The 5,567-nt window shown below is 67.6% G+C and carries 5 protein-coding genes; all 5 read left to right on the top strand.

Going from position 1 to position 5,567, the window contains the following annotated elements; genetic code table 11:
- Positions 1 to 1,101 (top strand): ISL3 family transposase (locus AX669_RS08165; RefSeq protein WP_062257762.1); only part of this gene is annotated, 1,101 nt, incomplete at its 5' end.
- A 111-nt stretch (positions 1,102 to 1,212) separates the two neighbouring features.
- The gene (locus AX669_RS08170) at positions 1,213 to 2,424 is read left to right on the top strand and encodes a hypothetical protein (protein ID WP_144707528.1); all 1,212 of its coding nucleotides are present in this window, start codon (positions 1,213 to 1,215) and stop codon (positions 2,422 to 2,424) included.
- A 28-nt stretch (positions 2,425 to 2,452) separates the two neighbouring features.
- The gene (locus AX669_RS08175) at positions 2,453 to 3,565 is read left to right on the top strand and encodes a quinone-dependent dihydroorotate dehydrogenase (protein ID WP_051806046.1); all 1,113 of its coding nucleotides are present in this window, start codon (positions 2,453 to 2,455) and stop codon (positions 3,563 to 3,565) included.
- Between the two features lie 83 nt (positions 3,566 to 3,648).
- On the top strand, positions 3,649 to 5,247 hold the full coding sequence (locus tag AX669_RS08180) for a methylmalonyl-CoA mutase (protein WP_062257760.1): 1,599 nt from the start codon (positions 3,649 to 3,651) through the stop codon (positions 5,245 to 5,247).
- A gap of 120 nt (positions 5,248 to 5,367) precedes the next feature.
- A partial coding sequence (locus AX669_RS08185; protein ID WP_197418874.1) for a hypothetical protein occupies positions 5,368 to 5,567 on the top strand: 200 nt, incomplete at its 3' end.

Below are 5,567 nucleotides of genomic sequence, written 5' to 3' on the forward strand. Positions count from 1 at the left end.
TGCGGCGCCCGCCGAAACGGCATTACTCAGCCTCTAACAAACCCGGGGCGATTCAGTGGGCATGTGTGGCGCCAAGACACCAGCCTCGCGGCCGAACCGCGAGCCACCTTGTCGCGGCGTGCGATGGCGTGGGCACTTGCCGCGATCGTGTGTCAGCACCTGACCGTCGCCCGGGTCGCTGAAGGACTCGGCGTGGCCTGGAACACCGCGAATGACGCGGTCCTCGCCGAGGGGTACCGGGTGTTGATCAACGACCCGGCCCGGTTCGAAGGTGTCACCGCGATCGGGGTCGATGAACACGTGTGGCGCCACACTCGGCACGGCGGCAAGTACGTCACGGTGATCATCGATCTGACCCCGATCCAGGACGGCACCGGGCCAGCACGGTTGTTAGACATGGTTCCCGGCCGATCCAAGGCCGTGTTCAAGACTTGGCTCGCCGACCGTGACCCAGCGTGGCGTGAGACGGTGCAGGTCGTCGCGATGGATGGGTTCACCGGCTTCAAAACTGCTGCTACCGAAGAACTCCCGGACGCGACCACGGTGATGGACCCGTTTCATGTCGTCCGGTTAGCCGGTGACGCCCTGGACAAGTGCCGGCGCCGGGTCCAGCACGAGCTGCACGGCCACCGGGGTCGGGCCGGTGACCCTTTGTACCGTGCGCGGCGCACGCTGCATACCGGAGCGGACCTGCTCACCGACCGGCAGCAGGACCGCCTCACCGCGTTGTTCGCGGTCGAGGAGCACGTGGAAGTTGAGTGCACCTGGGGCATCTACCAGCGGATGATCGCGGCGTACCGGCACCGCGACCGTGCCACCGGCAAGAGACTCATGACCGCCCTCATCGATTCGATCAGTACCGGTGTGCCCAAGGCCTTGACCGAGATCACCACCCTTGGCCGCACCCTGACCAAGCGGTCCGCCGACGTGCTGGCCTACTTCGACCGGCCTGGCACCAGCAACGGACCAACGGAGGCGATCAATGGTCGCCTCGAGCACCTACGCGGGTCGGCTCTCGGCTTCCGCAACCTCGCCCACTACATCGCCCGATCCCTCCTCGAAACCGGCGGCTTCAGACCTCAGCTACACCCTGGTTTGTGATGAGCCGGTTATCGAATGGGAATGCGTGTAGCAGTCATGACTTGGAGGGCAAGGGCTGACGCGTTGTTGGGACGCGAATTCACGATCGGAGCTCGGGCCGCAACTGTGCTCGTGAGTGCATCGTTCGTCTTCTTGTGCCTCCCTCGGATCTCGGGATGGACCCTGTCCCATGTCCACAAGGAAGACGGAGTCATATTCCTGCATGACTGGGTGGAGCATGGATGGGGTTCTGTATTCGAGCTGTACACGGGCTACCTTCACGTCGTACCGCGGCTGACCACGGCTTTTGCGGCTTCGTTGCCACCTGAGGCGTTCGCTCCGGTGATTGGTGTTTTGGCCGCGGGGTGGCGCATCTGGCTCGCCACGGTCAGCTACTGGGCGTTCAGATCACTGGACTGGTCACCGAAGAGCAGCGCTGTCGCCGCCTCGATGTTCGTCCTTGTACCGGCAGGGCAGCACGAAGTGCTCGGCAACCTGACCAACGAGCGGTGGTTCTGTGACGCGGGCCTCGTGGTCATCGCGCTCTCACGTCTGACCGGATTGCGCGCAGCATTGGCGAGTGTGACAGGGCTGCTGTGCGCGCTGTCGGATCCGCTGGCCATTGCGTTGATCCCGGTTCTGGCCATGGGCGTGTGGCTGAATCGGGGGCGGGGTTGGCTGGCGCCTCTGACGGCGATCACAGGTGCCCTCATTCACGCGGCAATGCTTGACTCGGGGGCGCGACAAGCTGGTGTATCTGCTTGGCTCCATCTGCCAGGAGAACTCTTGGGTCAGTTCGTGGTGAGAGGGCTTGAGATCCCGCAGTTCGGCGTCACCGGTACGATGGTGGCAAACAAGCTGGCCCCCTGGCCGGTCGTGGCGCTTGGCGTGCTTCTGCCTATTGCCATCCTGCTGAAGTGCCGCGACCGTCGGCTCCTTCTGATGCTTGCCACAGCCTGGTATCTTTTGGCTTGTTCGATCGTCTTCGCGTCACCTCAAGATCTCACCGTCTCAAACTGGTTCGCGGCGGGTCAACCGTCACGGTATTCACTGGTGCCGTCAATTCTTCTCGCCATGGTGGCGGTCGGAGTGGGGAGGCTGCTGTGGGGTCGAGGTCAAAAGACGCTGCCCATCCTCGTGGCGTGCGCGTTCCTCGTTGGCATGATCCTTGATTTTCGCGGGGATTCGCAGAACGCCGAGGGTCCGACATGGGCAAACACCGTTGAGCGAGCACAGACACAGTGTCGTGCTACGCCCCTCGTCGTCACGCCGGTAGAGTTCAACCCGACAAGGCATCCGCAGAAGTGGGAGGCGCCTATCCGCTGCGCGTGGTTGATGCGGTGAGGCTGGTTCCATCGGCGACAATGACCGCATGAACTTCGATCTCGACGCCGTCCGGCGCGCCGCGCTCACCCACGGGTACGAGAAGGCGCTGCGCCCCGCGCTGTTCCGCATCGGCGGGGGAGACGCCGAAGCGGCGCACCACGCGACGATCACGGCGATGGCGCAGCTCGGCGCCCTGCCCGGCAACGGCCTCGCCGTCGACGCCCTCGGCGCGGCCCTGGGCGGACCGTCGAGCCCGGTGACGCTGGCGGGAATACGGTTTCCCGGCCGCGTCGGCCTCGCCGCGGGCGTCGACAAGGACGGCGTCGCCGTCACGTCCTGGCAGGCGCTCGGCTTCGGGCACGTCGAGGTCGGCACCGTCACCGCGCACCCCCAGCCAGGCAACCCGACGCCGCGGCTGTTCCGCCTCAAGGCGAGCGAGGGCATCATCAACCGGATGGGGTTCAACAACGCCGGCTCCGAGGCGCTCGCCGACACCCTGAGCGCCGCGCGCGCGACCGGCACGCTCAAGATCCCCGTCGGCGTCAGCCTCGGCAAGACGAAGACGACGGCCGTCGAGGAGGCAGTCGGCGACTACCTCACGTCGCTCGGACGCCTCTCCGGTCTCGCCGACTACTTCGCCGTCAACGTCTCCAGCCCCAACACGCCCGGGCTGCGTTCGCTGCAGGACAAGGCCCCGCTCCTCGAACTGCTGCAGGCCATCACGACGCGCGAGGCGCACCTGGCGCAACAGCGCGGCGCGCGCCCGACGCCGGTGTTCGTCAAGATCGCGCCCGATCTCACCGAGGACGCGCTCGAGGACGTCCTCGACGTCGCCCACGGTGCCGGGGTGGCCGGTCTCATCGCGACGAACACCACGCTGACGCGCGACGGCATCGCGCGCGCGGATCAGCCGCTGGCCGCCGAGGCAGGCGGGCTCTCGGGTGCCCCGTTGACCCGCCGGGCGCGCGCCGTCGTCGCGTTCCTGTCGGCGCGCACCCAGCTGCCGATCATCGGCGTCGGCGGCGTCATGACCGCCGACGACGGCCTCGCACTCGTCGATGCGGGTGCCGACCTCGTCCAGGTGTACTCCGGTTTCATCTACCGCGGCCCGGCGCTCGTGCGCGATCTCAACGCGGCGCTGCGAGCGCGTCACGCCTGAGAGCGTCCTGCGCCGGCGAACGGGGCACGTGACCTGGGTGACCCGCCCGCCCTTTCGGACGTGACGCGGGTTACAGTGCCCTCATGAGTGGCGCAGACGACCGCAAGCAGACGACCGAGTCGGGCCTCGGGCTCAAGCCGGTGTACTCGGCCAACGACCTGGCGGGCTTCGATCCCGCGACGCGGCTGGGGGAGCCCGGTTCGTACCCGTTCACGCGCGGCGTGTACCCGTCGATGTACACGGGGCGCCCGTGGACGATGCGCCAGTACGCCGGGTTCGGCACGGCGCGTGAGAGCAACCAGCGCTACCACGAGCTCGTCGCCAACGGCACGGGCGGCTTGTCGGTCGCGTTCGACCTGCCGACGCAGATGGGCTACGACTCCGACGCGGCTCTCGCGCACGGTGAGGTCGGCAAGGTCGGCGTCGCCATCGACTCCCTCGACGACATGCTCGTCCTGTTCGACGGGCTGCCGCTCGACGAGGTCTCGACGTCGATGACGATCAACGCGCCCGCCTCGAGCCTGCTGCTCATGTACCAGCTCGCTGCCGAGCGCCAGGGCATCCCGGGTTCGAAGCTGACGGGCACGATCCAGAACGACGTCCTCAAGGAGTACATCGCCCGCGGCACGTACATCTACCCGCCCGCCGAGTCGCTGCGCCTCATCTCGAACATCTTCGAGTACTGCCACACCGAGATACCCCGCTGGAACACGATCTCCATCTCCGGCTACCACATGGCCGAGGCCGGGGCGACGCCCGCGCAGGAGATCGCCTTCACCCTCGCCAACGCCAAGGAATACGTCCGCGCGGCGCTCGCGGCCGGCCTCGACGTCGACGACTTCGCGCCCCGCCTGTCGTTCTTCTTCGTCGCCCGCACGACGCTGCTCGAAGAGGTCGCCAAGTTCCGTGCGGCGCGCCGCCTCTGGGCGCGCATCATGCGTGAGGAGTTCGGTGCGAAGAACCCCAAGTCGCAGATGCTGCGCTTCCACACCCAGACCGCTGGCGTGCAGCTGACGGCGCAGCAGCCCGAGGTCAACCTCGTGCGCGTCGCGCTGCAGGGCCTCGGCGCCGTCCTCGGCGGCACGCAGAGCCTGCACACCAACAGCTACGACGAAGCCATCGCGCTGCCGACGGCCAAGGCCGCTCGCCTCGCGCTGCGCACCCAGCAGATCCTCGCGTTCGAGACCGACGTGACGAAGACCGTCGACCCGTTCGCCGGCTCCTACGTCGTCGAGTCCATGACGGACGACCTCGAGGAAGAGGCGATGACGCTCATCCAGGCCGTCGAGGACAAGGGCGGAGCGGTGCGCGCCATCGAAGAGGGCTTCCAGAAGAACGAGATCGAGAAGAGCGCCTACGACGTGGCACTCGAGATCGACTCCGGTGAGCGCGTCGTCGTCGGCGTGAACAAGTACACGCTCGACGAGGAAGAGCCGTACGAACCGCTGCGCGTCGACCCCGCGATCGAGGCCGAGCAGTGCGAACGCCTCGCGAAGCTGCGCGCCGACCGCGACCAGGGCGCCGTCGACGCCGCCCTGGAGAAGCTGCAGGCCGCCGCCTCCGGAACCGACAACGTGCTGTGGCCCATGCGAGAGGCCCACGCCGTCGGCGCCACCGGCGGCGAGGTGAGCGACGCCCTGCGCGCGGTGTGGGGCAAGTACACGCCGCGCGACGCGTTCTGAGGCATCGCTCGGGCCGGCCGAGGTGAACGAGCGGCGGCGGTGCGCGGCCGCGCGACAATGAGCACGCTCGAGAAATCGTCGATACCTCCGGCCCGGGCTCGGGCCCCGAACGAGAAGGACGTGGTGGCCCTGAGCTCCCGCAAGTCACCCCTGGCCGGCATGGGGATTGGCCAGAAGATCGCGACGATCGCGCTCGCCGTCCTCGCTGTCATCGCGCTACTCGCTGTCCTCACCGGGCGCGGGGGAGGAGGCGGCGCGAGCAGCTCTCCGTCGTCGAAGTTCTCGCCCGCGACCTACTCGGACGGCCCGTCGTCGTCCGG

Source organism: Dermacoccus sp. CCH2-D9, from assembly GCF_001556795.1.
Taxonomy (GTDB): Bacteria; Actinomycetota; Actinomycetes; order Actinomycetales; family Dermatophilaceae; genus Dermacoccus; species Dermacoccus nishinomiyaensis.